Origin of the sequence: Streptomyces sulfonofaciens, assembly GCF_014656295.1 — a bacterium.
In the GTDB taxonomy this organism is placed as follows: domain Bacteria; phylum Actinomycetota; class Actinomycetes; order Streptomycetales; family Streptomycetaceae; genus Streptomyces; species Streptomyces sulfonofaciens.
In genome coordinates, this window is the sequence record NZ_BNCD01000006.1 from 360,280 (window position 1) to 373,055 (window position 12,776).

The following is a 12,776-nucleotide window of genomic DNA, read 5'->3' on the forward strand; positions in this document are numbered from 1 at the left end:
GCCCCGTGCCCGGGGTGACGGACGGCTCCGCGCGCGGGGCGCACGGGGCCGGGGTCAGCCGGTGAACCACCGGACCGGCACGGGCGCCAGGTTCTGGTAAACGTGCTTGGCCTCGCGGTACTCGGCGAGTCCGGCCGGGCCGAGCTCGCGCCCGGTGCCCGACTTGCCGAACCCACCCCACTCCGCCTGCGGCAGATAGGGGTGGAAGTCGTTGATCCACACGGTGCCGTGCCGCATCCGGCGCGCGACGCGCCGGGCACGTCCGGCGTCGGACGTCCACACCGCGCCGGCGAGGCCGTACTCGGTGTCGTTGGCGAGCGCCACGGCCTCGTCCTCGGTGGTGAACGTCTCCACCGTCAGCACGGGGCCGAACACCTCCTCGCGGACCACCCGCATACCGCGGTGGCAGCGGTCGAGGACGGTGGGCTCGTAGAAGTAGCCGGTGGCGGGCCTGACCGCGGACGGCTCGGGACGTTTGCCGCCGATGCGCAGCACCGCGCCCTCGGCCAGCGCGGACGCCACGTACGCCTCGGTCCTCTCGCGCTGCTGCCGGGAGACGAGGGGCCCGCACTCGACGCCGTCCGCGGTGCCTCGGCCGAGCCTGATCCGGGCGGCCCGCGCGGCCAGTTCGGTGACGAAGCGCTCGCGGACGGACTCCTCGACGATCAGCCGGCCGCCCGCCGAGCAGACCTGGCCGCTGTGGATGAACGCGGCGTTCAGTGCCTGGTCGACGGCGGTGTCCAGGCCCTCGTCGGTGGCGCAGGCGTCCGCGAAGACGACGTTCGGGTTCTTGCCGCCGAGTTCCAGCGCGACCTTCTTGACGCCCGGCGCGGCCAGCTCGGCCACCTTGGTGCCGCTGGCCAGTCCGCCGGTGAAGGACACCAGGTCGACGCCGGGGTGCGCGGCCAGCCGTGCTCCCACGGGATCGCCGGGACCCGTGACGATGTTGGCCGCCCCGGCGGGCAGCCCGGCCTCGGCGAGCAGCCGGATCAGCGCCACCGTGGTCAGCGGGGTGAGCTCGGAGGGCTTGACCACGAAGGTGTTGCCCGCCGCCAGCGCCGGCGCGATCTTCCAACTGGCCTGGAGCAGCGGGTAGTTCCAGGGCGCGATGAGGGCGCAGACGCCCACCGGCTCGTGGACGACGACGCTGTGGATGTCGGGTGAGCCCGCGTCGACGACCCGGCCCGCGTCCTCGGACCCCACCAGGCCCGCGAAGTAGCGGAAGGTGTCGGCGACGCAGTCCACGTCGTCACGGCCCTCCCTGAGGGTCTTGCCGGTGTCGCGGCTCTCCAGCAGCGCCAGTTCCTCGCGGTCCCGCCCCAGCAGGGCGGCGGTGGCCAGCAGCACGGCGGCGCGCCCGGCGGCGGAGGTGTCCGGCCAGGGGCCCCTGTCGAAGGCCGCCCTGGCGGCCGCCACGGCCTCGTCCGCGTCCTCGGCACCGCCCTCGGCGACCTCGGTGAACGGCGTGCCGTCCGCCGGGTCGATGATCTCGCGTGTGGCCCCGGAGAGGGCACCGCGCCACTCTCCACCCACGTGGATGCTCTGCTGTGCGGACACGTCCCGTATGCCTTCCGTCGCACTCTGCCGCCGGCCGTCCACGCCCGGCGGCCCAGCGCCTTCCCCAAGTGGCCGAAACCATGCGGGATTCATGGGGGGAACCCGCGGCGCGTCACTGCACGTGCAGCGCCGACGGGCGGAACCTACGCTGATGGGTGCCGAAGGGTGGTATGTCCCAGGAGGTGGTGTGATGGCAACGACGTCGCCCAGGAAACCGCGGGCCGCCCGAACGGGCCGAGGATCCCACAAAGCATCCCGGCGGGTGTCCGGCCTCGCCGGATACGGGCTGGTCACCACGGTCGGCTGTGCCGCCGTCGCGTTGCTCGCGCTGCCTGCCGCGCCCAGTTCCGCCGGTGCTCCCCCGCGGACGCCGTCGGGCGCCCCCGCAACCGACGGCGGGAACAACGGCATCGAACGGCTCAGTGCCCGCCAGATCGCCGACCGGAGCAGCAAGGCGCTGCGGGGCGCCTCCTCACTGCACGCCCGTCTGGACGACCGGGCCGCGCGCTCCGACCGGCACCGGCCCAGCTCCACCGATCTGCGGCTGGACCGGCGGGGCAACTGCACGGCCGGCCTCGGCTACTCCGACGGCGGCCGGGTGTCCCTCGTCAAACGCGGCAACCAGGTGTGGTTGCGGCCCAACGACACGTTCTGGAAGTCCCAGCTTCCGGGCAGGACCGGCCGGGCCGCCGCGTCGTTCCTGAACGGCCGGTGGGTGCACGGCACCACCAGCAGCAACTTCCTCAAGGAAGCCGCGCGCCTGTGCGACCTGAACGGCTTCCGCCAGGAGATCGGCTCCGCGGCGATGACCGCGAGCAGCACCCTGCGCAAGGGGCGCACGACCAGCGTGGCGGGCACCCGGGCGGTGCCCCTCACCGGCACCAGGAGCGGCAGGTCGAGCACCGTGTTCGTGTCCGCCGAGGGCACCCCCTTCCCCCTCAGGGCCACCGTCCGCGGCAAGCAGGCGAACGTCGTCGTCACCCTTTCGGATTACAACAAGGCGGTTCCGTCGAAGACGCCTCCGGCCTCCGACTCGGTGGACGTCTCCAAGCTGGAGGCCCGGCTGTCGGCCGGCTGACCGATGCGGCACGCGTGCCCCGCGTCGGCGGGCCCGCGTGCCCCGGCGGGTGGCGGGGCGCCCCGGGAGGCGACCGCCGTGTCACGGCCGTTTCACCGCGGCGGCCCGCCCCGCCCCCGGCGCCCCGCTGCTCAGGGGTGCGCTCGGCGGCGGGACGGGCCGCAGGACCGGGGCCCGGCCGTGGCTCAGAGCAGGCCGAGGCCCTGGACCGCGTCACGCTCGTCGACGAGCTCCTTGACGGAGGCGTCGATGCGGGGGCGGGAGAACTCGTTGACGTCCAGGCCCTGGACGATGCTGTAGGCGCCGTCCCTGGTGGTGACCGGGAACGAGGAGATCAGGCCCTCGGGCACGCCGTAGGAGCCGTCCGACGGGACGGCCATCGAGGTCCAGTCGCCGTCGGCGGTGCCGTTGACCCAGGTGTGCACGTGGTCGATGGCGGCGTTCGCGGCGGAGGCGGCCGAGGAGGCGCCGCGGGCCTCGATGATGGCGGCGCCGCGCTTGGCGACCGTCGGGATGAACTCCTCCGCCAGCCACTTCTCGTCGTTCACGGCCTCCGCGGCGTTCTTGCCGGCGATCTCGGCGTGGAAGATGTCCGGGTACTGGGTCGCCGAGTGGTTGCCCCAGATGGTGAGGCGCCTGATGTCGGAGACCGCCGCGCCCGTCTTCTTCGCCAACTGGGTGAGGGCGCGGTTGTGGTCGAGCCGGGTCATGGCGGTGAACCGCTCGGCCGGTACGTCCGGCGCGGCGGCACGGGCGATGAGGGCGTTGGTGTTGGCCGGGTTGCCGACCACGAGGACCTTGACGTCGTCCGCGGCGTGGTCGTTGATGGCCTTGCCCTGCGGCTTGAAGATGCCGCCGTTGGCCTCCAGCAGATCCCCGCGCTCCATGCCCTTGGTACGCGGCCGGGCGCCGACGAGGAGGGCGACGTTGGTGCCGTCGAAGGCGACGTTCGGGTCGTCGGTGATGTCGATGCCGGCCAGCAGCGGGAACGCGCTGTCGTCCAGCTCCATCGCGGTGCCCTCGGCGGCCTTCAGCGCCGGTGTGATCTCCAGCAGCCGCAGCCTGACCGGCACGTCCGCGCCGAGCAGCTGGCCGGAGGCGATGCGGAAGAGCAGTGCGTAACCGATCTGGCCGGCCGCGCCGGTGACGGTGACGTTCACGGGAGTGCGGGTCATGGCGTTCTCCGTATGACAGCTGGCGGTGGGGGGCCTTGCCCCTGGCGTGTTCTCTCGGCATCAAGAGAACCGCCGTCAGGCTATCGCGCCGGGTCCCGCGTGACCGCTCAGGGCCGTGTGGCCCGGCCCACAGCGGAGAGGGGAACGGCGGCCGTCCGGTGCCCGGGCGGGCACGGGCACCGGCCGGCCGCCGTCGGGGGTGTGGCCACTCCCGTGGGGGTAAGGATCCGGCTTCCCCGACTCGGCGGAAGCATTCCCCCTTCGCACGAAATCCTCGCTACCGGCGGGTTGTTGGGAGTTGTTCGCACATCGTTGCGAGGCGCGCACACGGTAGCGGAATGGATACCTCCGTGCCACGGCGGTCCTGCGGGCCTTGAACGGTTCGGGCAGGTCGCCGAACCTGTTGGGCAACGGCCGACGGCAGGGCGGGACAGCGGCACGCGGCGTCGGCCACGACCGGTGCCGCACCGAGCGGCGGCGCCCGTCCTTCATCGGGGGAGAGGACGGGCGCCGTCTTCGTGCGCCGGACCGGCGGCCGGTACCGCGGCCGACGGATCAGCTAATCGTGAAGTGCAGCATGTCGTCCAGGAAGGGGATCTCCAGCCAGGGGTGGGGCTGGGCCATCATCGCCAGGAGCGCTATCGCCGTGCCCAGCACGCCGTACGTGACCAGGTCCGTGAACCGGGACCGCACCGCGAGCATCCCGACCGAGGGCAGCGCCCAGCGCAGCGCGGCGCCGCCGATCAGCGCGAGGCCGACCAGTAGGGTGCCGCCGCGGAACAGGTCGAAGGCGGTCATCAGCAGGCCCGTGCCGACCAGCACCAGCACGGCGAGGACCGGCCACTGGCGGGCCGGCGCGGGAGCGTCCCCGGAGGCCGCCCGGCCGCCGCCCTCGGGCCGCGCGGTGTCCTTGGTGAACAGCGGGAAGCGGCGCGAGGCGCGCCGGGGCCCGGCAGCCCTCTCGGCCGGCCCGCCGCCGGCGGCCGGGCCGTCGGAGAGCGAGCCGTCCGAGAGCGAGCCGTCCGAGGGGGAGCCGCCCGCCGCATCGGCGGAGGGGCCGCCCGCGGCCGCACCGCGGGAGGAGCCGTCCGCCGGGCCGGACGCCGCCGCCCCGGTGGGCACCCGTTCGCCCGCGGCCGCCGCCGGCCCGTCGGCCGGGCCCGCCGCGCGCTCCCGGGCTCCGGGCTCACCCGTCACGCCGGTCACCTCCCGCACCGCGCTCCGCAGCCTCGACGACGTTGACCAGGAGCTGGGCGCGCGTCATCGGGCCGACGCCGCCCGGGTTGGGCGAGAGCCAGCCGGCGACCTCGGCGACGCCGGGGTGCACATCACCGACGATCTTGCCGTTCCCGTCCCGGGAGACGCCGACGTCCAGCACGGCGGCCCCCGGCTTCACGTCCTCCGGCCTGATCAGGTGCGGCACGCCCGCGGCGGCCACGATGATGTCGGCCCGCCGCAGGTGCGCGGCCAGGTCACGGGTGGCGGTGTGGCACTGGGTCACCGTCGCGTTCTCCGAGCGGCGGGTGAGCAGCAGGGGCATGGGGCGGCCGATGGTGACGCCGCGGCCGACGACGACCACGTCCGCGCCCTTGATCTCCACACCGTGCCGGCGCAGCAGCCGGATGATCCCGTAGGGGGTACAGGGCAGCGGTGCGGGCTCGCCGAGGACCAGGCGCCCGAGGTTCGTCGGGTGCAGCCCGTCGGCGTCCTTGGCGGGGTCCATCAGTTCCAGCACGCGGTTCTCGTCGATGCCCTTCGGCAGCGGGAGCTGGACGATGTAGCCGGTGCAGGACGGGTCGGCGTTGAGCTCGTGCACCACCGCCTCGATCTCCTGCTGGGAGGCGGAGGCGGGCAGCTCGCGCTGGATGGAGGCGATGCCGACCTGGGCGCAGTCGCGGTGCTTGCCCGCCACGTACTTCTGGCTGCCCGGGTCGTCGCCGACCAGCAGCGTGCCGAGGCCGGGCACCACGCCCTTCTCCTTGAGCGCCGCCACGCGGGCGGTCAGGTCAGACTTGATCGCGGCTGCGGTGGCCTTGCCATCGAGAATCTGGGCGGTCATGCCCTCATCCTCCCGGATGAGGGTCCCGCGGTTCCAATCCGGGTCCTGTCCGTCTCCGTATCCGGACGCCCGGCCGCCCCGTGCGGGGCCCCGCGGGGAGCCGGGGAGGGCCCGCGAAGGGCACGGGCAGGGACCCGAGAGGGGGCGGCGAGGGAGTCCCGGGCCGGGAGGGGCCGCGGGGCGGGCCCCGGCAGGCGGGCACGGAGCGTGCACGGCCCGGCGCCCCGCGGTACCGCGGGCAAGATCAGGCAGGTTGCACTTGCACAACACACACGGAATGCGACTGGACAATATGCCCGGCCTTTACAACGATTGGCCGCGCAGTGCCGCGGACAGTACCGGGGGGAACGGCCGCTTTCTGTACCACTCTTCCTCCTTGGTGCGCACCGCGTCGTCCCCGCACTTTCCAACGGAGGAAGCACCACCATGAGCTTCGGTGAACCCAACAACCCCTACGGCCAGCCACCTCAGCAGCCACCGGGGCAGGGCTACCCCGCGCCGCCCCCGAACCAGCCGGGTTACGGCTACCCGCAGGCACCGCAGGGCCAGCCCGGCTACGGCTACCCGCAGCAGCCGCAGTACCCGGGCTATCCGGGCTACCCGGGCGGCAACCAGATGGCCATGGAGATGCCGGGCCTGATGAAGACCGCGCGCGTCCTGCTGTTCATCCTCTCGGGCTTCCAGATCCTCGCCGGCCTCATCGTCGGCATCGCGATCGGCGCCCTCCAGGACGTGTCCAACGGCGTCGGGTCCGGTGACGACACCAGCACGGTGGCGACCATCGGCATCCTCGTCGGCGTGCTGCTGGTGGCCCTGGGCGCACTGTCGATCTTCCTCGGCGTCAAGTTCAAGACCGGCGCCGGCGGCATCCGCATCACCACCATCGTCTACGCGTCGCTGATGATCCTCGGCGGCATCGGCAACATGGTGGGCGGCGCGAACGGCTCCGCGACGTTCGGCGGGCTCATCTCCCTCGCCTTCGCCGGGATCATCCTCGCGGCCATGGTCAACTCGCAGGCCAGCACCTGGTTCAACCGGCCGCGTCACTGAGCTGCTGCGGGCTCACCGAGGCGCTTGGGGCGAGCGGCGCACCGCACGGCATGCCGAGGGCCGCGCACCCGTGATCCCACGGGTGCGCGGCCCTCGGCTTCCTTGCGGAAGCGGTACCGCTAGTGGAAGAAGTGCCGCGTCCCGGTGAAGTACATCGTCACCCCCGCCTTCCGCGCGGCCTCGACCGCCTGCTCGTCGCGGATCGAGCCGCCCGGCTGCACGATCGCCCGCACACCGGCGGCGATCAGGATCTCCGGGCCGTCGGGGAACGGGAAGAACGCGTCCGACGCGGCGTAGGAGCCCCGGGCACGCTCGGCCCCCGCGCGCTCCACGGCCAGCCGGCACGAGTCCACGCGGTTGACCTGGCCCATGCCGACACCGACGCTCGCGCCGTCCTTGGCGAGCAGGATCGCGTTGGACTTCACGGCCCGGCACGCCTTCCACGCGAAGGCCAGCTCGCCCAGCTCCGCCTCGGACAGCGCGGCACCGGCCGCCAGCGTCCAGGCGGCCGGGTCGTCGCCCTCGGCCTGGAACCGGTCGGCGGCCTGGAGCAGCGCGCCGCCGTCGATCTGCCGCACCTCGACCCGGCCCGCGGGGCCGCCCGCGACGCGCAGCACCCGGATGTTCTTCTTCTTGGTCAGCGCCTGAAGTGCGCCGTCCTCGTAGCCGGGTGCCACGATGACCTCGGTGAAGATGTCGGCGACCTGCTCCGCCAGCTCCCTGGAGACCGGGCGGTTGACGGCGATGACACCGCCGTAGGCCGACACCGGGTCGCACGCGTGCGCCTTGCGGTGCGCCTCCGCGACGTCCGCGCCGATCGCGATCCCGCACGGGTTGGCGTGCTTGATGATGGCGACGGCGGGCTCGGCGTGGTCGTAGGCGGCGCGCAGGGCGGCGTCCGTGTCGGTGTAGTTGTTGTACGACATCTCCTTGCCGTGCAACTGCTCGGCCTCGGCGAGGCCCTGCGTGCCGTCGACGTACAGCGCGGCGCCCTGGTGCGGGTTCTCGCCGTAGCGGAGCACGTTCTCGCGCCGGTAGGTGGCGCCGAGGAAGTCGGGGTGGCCGCTGTCGTCGGCCGGCGCGTAGTCGGCGGCGAACCAGGAGGCGACGGCGACGTCGTACGCGGCGGTGTGCTGGAACGCCTCGGCCGCCAGCCGCTTGCGGGCCGTCAGGTCGAAGCCGCCGGCGCGGACCGCCGCGAGCACGTCACCGTAGCGCTCGGGGCTGGTGACCACGGCCACCGAGGGATGGTTCTTGGCGGCGGCGCGCACCATCGACGGACCGCCGATGTCGATCTGCTCCACGCACTCGTCGGGCGAGGCGCCGGAGGCGACGGTCTCCCGGAACGGGTACAGATTGCTGACCAGCAACTGGAACGGCTCGACGCCCAGCTCCGCGAGCTGGCTGCGGTGGTCCTCCAGGCGGAGGTCGGCGAGGAGACCGGCGTGCACGCGCGGGTGCAGCGTCTTGACCCGGCCGTCGAGGCACTCCGGGAAACCGGTCAGCTCCTCGACCCTGGTGACCGGCACGCCGGCGGCCGCGATCCGTGCGGCGGTGGAACCGGTCGACACCAGCTCGACACCGGCCTCGTGCAGTTGGCGCGCGAGGTCTTCCAGGCCCGTCTTGTCGTAGACGCTGACGAGCGCCCGGCGGATGGGCACCCGCGAGGTGTTCCCGCTGGTGGCTTCGGTGGTCACGCCCTCATTGCTCATCGGGCAGCATTACCTTTCGTCCCTCGATGCGGTAGCCGTGCCGGGCCAGTCGCCCCACGACATCGACGAGCAGCCGTCGCTCGACGTCCTTGATGCGCTCATGGAGAGCGGCTTCGCCTTCCTCGGTGTCCTCTTCGACCACCTCGACCGCGCTCTGCGCGATGATCGGGCCGGTGTCGACGCCGTCGTCGACGAAGTGGACGGTGCAGCCGGTGATCTTGGCGCCGTACGCGAGTGCGTCGCGCACCCCGTGGGCCCCCGGGAAACTGGGCAGCAGCGCGGGATGGGTGTTGACGATCCGCCCGCCGAACCGGGCGAGGAACTCCCTGCCCACGATCTTCATGAAGCCCGCGGAGACCACCAGGTCGGGGCGGTGCGCGGCGGTGGCCCCGGTCAGCGCGGCATCCCACTCGGCGCGGCTCCCGTAGTCGTTGACGCGGCACACGAAGGTGGGCAGCCCCGCGGCACGGGCACGGTCGAGTCCGGTGGCCGAGTGCCGGTCGGCGCCTACGGCGACGATCCGGGCGCCGTACTCCTCGGGCCCCCGGGCGGCGATGGCGTCGAGCAGGGCCTGCAGATTGGTGCCGGAGCCGGAGACCAGCACGACGACGCGCTTGGCGGCCTCAGTGGGAGCCACGGTGGGGCCCTTTCTCACAGGAGCTGATGTCGGGACGGGCCGGCCGGATGGCGGCCGGCGGGACCGGGCGGTGGGCTCCGGGCGGTCGTACGGCTCTGTACGTCCGCCCGGCCGTACGGCTTTGTAGGGTCGTACGAGGGCTTCGCTTCCCCGAATACGGGGAACCCTACGAAGCGGCCGACGCCCGCAACGATACCGGCCCCCTGGAGCGGCCCCCACGGGACGGGGGCGGGGCCGGGAGGTAGCGTCTGGGGAGGTCCGTACGGGAACGCTGCGGGGCCTTGGGTCGTTGGCACTGCACGGGGCCGCGCAGTGGGCGGCTCCTGAGGGTCCGTCGATGGTTCGCCGGGCGGGGACCGGCGTTCGCGGGTCGGTTCCCACGGTCAGCAGGAGACCCCGCCCGACCGGTACGGACCGGGCAGGGCCCCTGCAGGGCTTCCGTACCGACCGCGTACGGACCCCGTAGGGACTCCGCACGGACCCCGCACGGACTCCGTACGAAGCCACACCGACCCCGCCGACGACACCGACCACGCCGACCACGCCGACCACGCCGACCACCGAAGATCCGACGCCCCGCCCCGACAGCACCGAGCGCACCAGCAGCACCGAGCGCACACCGACACCGCCCCTACCACCGAGGGAAGACGCACACCTGATGCCGGACCGAAGCCTCCGCCACCTGCCGCTGCCCTCGCAGCCCTTCACGCCCGGGCCGCCGCGGGGCGCGGAGCACGGGGCTCCACTCCTGCGCGAGCAGCACCCCGCTCCGCCGCGGGGCGGTTCGTACGAGGGCGCGCCCGGCGAGGGAGCCGAGGGTGCGCAGGGGCCCGGAGGGGCTTCGGAGCCCGGGGCCGCCGAGGGTCCCGGCGGCCTGGGCGGCACGCCGGGAGCGAGTGGCGCCGGTGACTCGGGAGCAACAGGCGGCGCGCGGGGGCGCGGAGGAGCGCGCGAACAGCCTGACCGTGCGGACAATCCGTTCGCACCGCCGCCCGAGGGTGCGCCGGACCGGCCGTGGCAGCCACGCCGCCCCGCGGGCGGCTCCGGCTCACGTTCCGGTTCCGGTTCCGGTTCGGACCGTGGGAGCGGGCGGTCCCCGTGGGGCAGCCAGTGGAGCAACCAGCAGCCCGGCCGCTCGTCCGGCGGCTTCGGGGAGCGGCCCGGCGGCCAGAGTGGGCCCGAGGACCCCGGGAGCCAGGGCGGCGGCCTGCGCTGGGACCCCACGGACCCGGCACAGCGACGCGCCCGGTACGCCCTGCTCTGCGGCATGTGGGCGTTCTTCTTCGCCCTCTTCGGCTGGCGTGACGTGGCCCTGCTGCTCGGGGCGCTCGGCCTCTACTGGGGCATCAGCTCGCTGCGCGCCAAGCCCGGCAAGGCGGGAAAGCCGGATCCGGCGGCGCCCGCTGCCGGGCCGGCCCGGCAGCCGTCCGAGGCGGCGGATGCGGGCGCGGCAGCCGGTTCGCGCCCCGCCGCCCCTTCCGCTTCCACTTCCGCCTCCGTTCCCGGACCGGGAGCGAGGCCGCAGACCACGGCCGCGGTCAGCGGTCTGGTGACCGCGGCCCTGGCCCTGGCGATGGTGGCCGCGACCTTCACGGCCCAGCTTGTCTACAAGGACTACTACACCTGTGTGAACGACTCCCTGACCGCCTCGGCCAGGCACTCCTGCGAGCACCTCCTGCCGCAGGACCTGCGGTCGGTACTGGGCACGGAGGGCTGAGGCTCCACCGCGGTCCGACCACGGCTCCCTGACGGACGGGCGGCCGGGCGTTCCGCGGGTCCGGATTCCGGCGCTCGGGGGATTCGGGGCTCCAGGGCTCCGGCCCTTCGGGGATTCGGGGGTTCCGGCGTTCGCGGGTTCCGGCGCTCGGGGGATTCGGGGCTCCGGCGCTCCGGCGCTTCGGCGCTTCGGCGCTCCGGCGCTCCGGCGCTCCGGCGCTCCGGCGCTCCGAAATGATCCGGCGCTTCGGCGGAGGGGCGGTCGGCGGGGTGCCGGGCGGTCGTCTGGGGCGGGGCGCGGTGGGGCTGCGGCCCGGTCTCGCGAGCCTTGGGTGTTCAGGCCGGGCGGCGGAAGCGGCGGGCCCGCCCACGCACCCGCCAGGCGCGCAGGACCAGGACGGTCGGCGTGCCCACCAGCAGCATCCAGGCCGTGGCCGCGACACCGGGCTGCCACCGGACGGGGCCGAAGCGGGACAGCTCCCGGGTGCCCATCGCGCCGCCCGCCAGCTCGCACAGGCCGGCCGTCATCGCACCGCACAGCAGCGCCGCACCCGTCACCACGAGCAGGGTGCGCCCCCAGCCCCAGGCGTCCTCCCGCTCCCCGTACGCCGGTGCCGCCGCGCCCGCCGTACGCCAGGCGAGCGTCACCCCGGCGGCCAGCGGCACCACGCCGACCGCCCAGCTCAGCGGTGCGCCGTACCCTTCCGCGGGCAGCACGGGCAGCCGCGGCGCACCCGGCAGCAGTGGTACCGCGGCCGTGCCCAGCGGGGCCACCAGGTGGCCCGCGCCGAGCAGGAAGCCGGGACCGAGGGCGAAGGACGCGCCCCACACCGCCGCGTTCGGCAGCAGGGCCAGCGCCAGCAGGACGACGGCCGCGCGGCCGGAGTTGTCCTGTGCCAGGTGGAGGAAGGCGGTGCGGGCCTCCGCCGGCCGGCACAGCAGCGGAAGCAGGGCGAGCAGGGCACCGCCCGTGAGCAGGACGGCCGTGCCCGCGGTCGCGGACCGTACGGTGGCCCGCAGCCGCCTGCGGGCCATCGCCCTGCCCGACGGTTCGGCCACGGCACCGGCATCACGGGCTCCCCGGCCCCGTCCGGCTGCCGGGGCCGGCCGGCCGCCTGGGCCACGGGAGCCCCCCGCGGCCCTCCGCGCCGCCGCCCGGGACGCACGGCGGCCGGAAGCCGCCGGGCCCCGAACCTCCGCCCCAGCGACGGGGGACGGTGCGGCGCCGCCACCGCCTCCGGACCGTCCCGTGCTGCCGCCACCGGCCGGAGGGGATTCCGTGCCACCGGCCGGCGACCGGTCGGCACCGACCACCGGGGAGGGTCCGCTGCCGTCCGCCGGAGGCGGGTCGGCGCTGCCGACCGGGGACCGCTCGCCTCCGTGGGGCGGGCACGGTTCGACCCGGGGGGCCGCGGATGAGTCGGTCATGTCGGCGGCGGACGGCTCGGCAGCGCCGGATGCCGCCGTGGCCCCGCTCGCCGTCGCGGCAGAAGCCACCACCGCCCCGGCGGAGACCGCCGCCCCCGCCGAGGCGGAGACCCCCGCCGATGCGAGTGCTTCCGCGCCGCTCCCGAACGCACCGCCCCCGGCCGCGCCGTTCCGGCCCTGCGCGGCTCGCCCCCGCTCCGGGGTGACCGCGACGGCAGCGTCCGGCGCGGACGGCCCGCCGCCGGGGTCCGGCGCAGCGCCCCCCGCCGCAGCGCCCCCCGCCGCAGCGCCCCCCGCCGCGGGGCCGCCCGAGGCGGCGGCGGACGCGGCGGCCGGCCCGCGCCCGGCCCGGGCCCCGGGTGCC

General features: G+C 74.7%; 10 protein-coding genes. 3 read left to right on the forward strand and 7 right to left on the reverse strand.

Going from position 1 to position 12,776, the window contains the following annotated elements; all coding sequences use genetic code 11:
* Positions 1 to 54: 54 nt before the first annotated feature.
* Positions 55 to 1,557: an aldehyde dehydrogenase family protein gene (locus IE313_RS13275; RefSeq protein ID WP_229924596.1), complete on the reverse strand. Its 1,503-nt coding sequence runs from the start codon at positions 1,555 to 1,557 to the stop codon at positions 55 to 57.
* Between the two features lie 262 nt (positions 1,558 to 1,819).
* On the opposite strand from IE313_RS13275, the gene IE313_RS13280 reads away from it, so the two are divergent.
* The gene (locus tag IE313_RS13280) at positions 1,820 to 2,635 is read left to right on the forward strand and encodes a hypothetical protein (RefSeq protein WP_189931539.1); all 816 of its coding nucleotides are present in this window, start codon (positions 1,820 to 1,822) and stop codon (positions 2,633 to 2,635) included.
* Positions 2,636 to 2,820: 185 nt separating this feature from the next.
* Here the strand turns inward: IE313_RS13280 and IE313_RS13285 are convergent, their stop codons facing one another.
* The 3 genes from IE313_RS13285 to IE313_RS13295 form a co-directional block, all read right to left on the reverse strand.
* Positions 2,821 to 3,810, reverse strand: a complete 990-nt coding sequence (locus IE313_RS13285) for a malate dehydrogenase (protein WP_189931541.1) — start codon at positions 3,808 to 3,810, stop codon at positions 2,821 to 2,823.
* Between the two features lie 555 nt (positions 3,811 to 4,365).
* Positions 4,366 to 5,007 carry a DUF3017 domain-containing protein gene (locus IE313_RS13290; protein WP_229924597.1) on the reverse strand — a complete coding sequence of 214 codons (642 nt, stop codon included), beginning with the start codon at positions 5,005 to 5,007 and terminating at the stop codon, positions 4,366 to 4,368.
* Positions 4,997 to 5,869 carry a bifunctional methylenetetrahydrofolate dehydrogenase/methenyltetrahydrofolate cyclohydrolase gene (locus IE313_RS13295; RefSeq protein WP_189931543.1) on the reverse strand — a complete coding sequence of 291 codons (873 nt, stop codon included), beginning with the start codon at positions 5,867 to 5,869 and terminating at the stop codon, positions 4,997 to 4,999. The genes IE313_RS13290 and IE313_RS13295 overlap by 11 nt, the downstream gene beginning before the upstream one ends.
* Positions 5,870 to 6,295: 426 nt before the next feature.
* On the opposite strand from IE313_RS13295, the gene IE313_RS13300 reads away from it, so the two are divergent.
* Positions 6,296 to 6,919: a hypothetical protein gene (locus IE313_RS13300; RefSeq protein ID WP_189931545.1), complete on the forward strand. Its 624-nt coding sequence runs from the start codon at positions 6,296 to 6,298 to the stop codon at positions 6,917 to 6,919.
* Between the two features lie 119 nt (positions 6,920 to 7,038).
* On the opposite strand, the gene purH is transcribed toward IE313_RS13300, so the two are convergent.
* Both purH and purN read right to left on the reverse strand, forming a co-directional pair.
* Entirely contained in the window at positions 7,039 to 8,631 is a 1,593-nt protein-coding gene (gene purH, locus IE313_RS13305; protein WP_189931547.1) for a bifunctional phosphoribosylaminoimidazolecarboxamide formyltransferase/IMP cyclohydrolase, read from the reverse strand.
* Positions 8,621 to 9,268, reverse strand: coding sequence for a phosphoribosylglycinamide formyltransferase (purN, locus tag IE313_RS13310; protein WP_189931549.1), 648 nt, complete (start codon positions 9,266 to 9,268; stop codon positions 8,621 to 8,623). The genes purH and purN overlap by 11 nt, the downstream gene beginning before the upstream one ends.
* Before the next feature lie 658 nt (positions 9,269 to 9,926).
* On the opposite strand from purN, the gene IE313_RS13315 reads away from it, so the two are divergent.
* The gene (locus IE313_RS13315; protein WP_189931551.1) at positions 9,927 to 10,985 is read left to right on the forward strand and encodes a hypothetical protein; all 1,059 of its coding nucleotides are present in this window, start codon (positions 9,927 to 9,929) and stop codon (positions 10,983 to 10,985) included.
* Positions 10,986 to 11,320: 335 nt separating this feature from the next.
* Here the strand turns inward: IE313_RS13315 and IE313_RS36400 are convergent, their stop codons facing one another.
* Complete coding sequence (locus tag IE313_RS36400) at positions 11,321 to 12,043, reverse strand: cell division protein PerM (RefSeq protein ID WP_189931552.1); 723 nt, start codon at positions 12,041 to 12,043, stop codon at positions 11,321 to 11,323.
* Positions 12,044 to 12,776: the final 733 nt, after the last annotated feature.

Coding starts and splice junctions, on each gene's coding strand:
- IE313_RS13285 (WP_189931541.1), bottom strand. CDS start 3,810: ATGACCCGCACTCCCGTGAACGTCACCGTCACCGGCGCGGCCGGCCAG.
- purH (WP_189931547.1), bottom strand. CDS start 8,631: ATGAGCAATGAGGGCGTGACCACCGAAGCCACCAGCGGGAACACCTCG.
- IE313_RS13315 (WP_189931551.1), top strand. CDS start 9,927: ATGCCGGACCGAAGCCTCCGCCACCTGCCGCTGCCCTCGCAGCCCTTC.
- IE313_RS13295 (WP_189931543.1), bottom strand. CDS start 5,869: ATGACCGCCCAGATTCTCGATGGCAAGGCCACCGCAGCCGCGATCAAG.
- IE313_RS13300 (WP_189931545.1), top strand. CDS start 6,296: ATGAGCTTCGGTGAACCCAACAACCCCTACGGCCAGCCACCTCAGCAG.